This is a genomic window from Candidatus Aminicenantes bacterium (genome assembly GCA_026393795.1).
Lineage (GTDB): Bacteria > Acidobacteriota > Aminicenantia > UBA2199 > UBA2199 > UBA2199.
The window spans coordinates 1-1,844 of the sequence record JAPKZL010000071.1; the positions used below are offsets into that span (position 1 = coordinate 1).

1 protein-coding gene is annotated in these 1,844 nt (G+C 57.0%); it reads right to left on the reverse strand.

Translation table 11 applies throughout. The annotated features are described in order from the left end of the window. The coding region (locus NTW95_03410; GenBank protein MCX6556469.1) for an alpha-mannosidase at positions 1-1,776 on the reverse strand (1,776 nt) is incomplete at its 3' end. Between the last annotated feature and the right edge of the window lie 68 nt (positions 1,777-1,844).

Below are 1,844 nucleotides of genomic sequence, written 5' to 3' on the forward strand. Positions count from 1 at the left end.
GCCGCCAAGAAGGTGAGCGATCGCTGAAACTTTCTCGGTCGCGGACAGCAGCGCTTCGGTGCGGCGCGTGTTTTTTTTGATGGCCCCCTGGGTGGTGAAGGTCCCCTGGTGGTACTCCAGGTAGAGCTCGTCCTTCCATAAGGGGAGGTCAAGTTTTTCTTTTCGCTGCCGCTGCAGGAAGGGTCCGGCCGTGGTGTGGCTGAAGCGTGGTGTTAGCGCCAACGCACCGTAACCGCGCACGCGGTCGAGGATCTCGCGGTTGGGACCGCCGCCGTGATCACCGAGACCGTAAAGCAGGAGACTCTCCTTGCTGCCGGTTGTAGCTTCGTATTTCGAAATGCCGTTGGCCACTTCCTTCAGCTGCAGCTCGCTGGCGTAGCTCAGCGGCGGCATGTAGGTCAGGATGGTGCTGCCGTCGACCCCCTGCCAGTTGAAGAGGAAGTGGGGGAAGACGGTGGTATCGTTCCACCAAAGCTTCTGGGTGATGAAGCTGTCGATGCCGCTTTGCTTGTAAAGCTGCGGCATGTTCCAGTTGTAGCCGAAGGAGTCGGGGTTCCAGCCGATGCGCACGTCGACGCCGAACTTCTCGCGTAAGTACTTCTTGCCGTAGAGGAGCTGGCGCGCCCAGCTCTCGCCGGCGATCAGGTTGCAGTCGGGCTCGACCCACATGCCGCCCACGATCTCCCAGCGGCCGGCGCGCACTTTTTCCCGGATCTGTTGGAAAAGTTCGGGATATTTTTTCTCGATCCAGTCATAGGTGACGGCTTGGCTCTGGGCATACGTCAGTTCGGGGTATTCGCCCATATTCTGGATGACCGTGGCATAGGTGTTCTTGCTCAAAGCCATGGTTTCGGCCATGCGCCACAGCCAGGCGATGTCGATATGGGCGTTGCCTACCAGTGAAATGCGGAATTCGCCTAGGTAGGATTTGATTGTCTTGGCCAGGCGCAGCGAGTGTTGCAAGGATGCCTGCACCTTGGGCCAATTGCCCGCGGTCAGCGCCTGCCAATCCAGGGCCGCGACAGCCTGGTCAAAGGACAGGTTGAGCCGATTCAGTCTCTCTCTGGCCACAACCCGCTTGTCCGGAATATCATAGGGCTTGCCGGTAAAGGTGTAGCGCTTCAGTTCGGGGTTGAGCAGGGTGTCGGCCAGTTGGAACGCTTGCAGCCATTTTTGCAGAATTCCCAGGCTTTTCTCTGCCGCCGGGAAGTACAGTTCAGCCGATTGCAGGGAGAACTCGCTGCCCTCATCTTCAGGCACTCCCCGGCGCCGCTCGGGCCAGTAGGCTGTTCGCGGTGGAATGAAGCCGTGATTTTCCACGGTGATCGCCAGACAATGCGCCCTGCCGTCAACCTGCGTGCTTAAGGCAATCTCATTGCTTGATTCGACGGATGTGCCGCTCTCGCCATGGATGGTCGCCTGCTCCAGTTGCAGATCATCCATAAAGAACGTTGCCAGCGCCAGCCCCCTGGCGCTCATTTTGACCTTCAGTCCGAGTGGCGTGCCCGCCACTTTTTTGGCGGCGAAAACCGCTGGTGCCTGGAAACTGGTGCGCAGGTGAAAAACCGGGGCCGCGATGGCTTGCCCGGGGTTATAAGGTTCCCAGTGGCTGCCGTCCAGAGACTGTTCCCAGTTCAGCAGCTTGGTGTCGAGATTTTTTTCCAGCTCCGTCAGTTTGTCCCGGGAAGTTTCGCCGGCGAAGGCCGGGAAAATACCGGCGATAAAAATCACAAAAATGATGATCGTTTTTTTCCAAGCGCGGCATTTTTTTTTCATTGTTTTACTTCTTCGTTTTCCTCCAAACAAAGAAGAATTGTTTATAATTGTTTGATTATCTGATAATA